1 pseudogene is annotated in these 323 nt (G+C 62.8%); it reads left to right on the forward strand.

Annotated features, from left to right (window positions below):
- Positions 1 to 101, forward strand: a pseudogene (locus EOB49_RS38440) (DUF899 domain-containing protein); the annotation flags it as partial.
- Positions 102 to 323: the final 222 nt, after the last annotated feature.

The following is a 323-nucleotide window of genomic DNA, read 5'->3' on the forward strand; positions in this document are numbered from 1 at the left end:
GGTGGAACTGGCACGACAATTACGACGCCGGGGCCGACAAGAAATGGGAAGAAGTCTCTGCTGCCGGCGAGGCGGCGTTCAGGGACAAGGGCGAGCAGTAACGGTTGTCCCGCTTGGGTTCCTCTCCCCATTCCGTGGAGAGAGGAACCTGTCGTGGCTGGCATGAAGGATTAAGGCGATGAGCGATATCCATACAGGTGCCGGCAGCACGATCCCAGAAGCCGCCACCCTCGGGCTGGCCGACTGGCTTTGCCTTGCCGCGGCACCGACTTTCGCGGTGATGGCGCTGCTCACCTGCATCTTCAGCGGCGATGCGGCCATGC

Source organism: Mesorhizobium sp. M7A.F.Ca.MR.148.00.0.0 (assembly GCF_003997735.1).
Classification (GTDB): Bacteria; Pseudomonadota; Alphaproteobacteria; order Rhizobiales; family Rhizobiaceae; genus Mesorhizobium.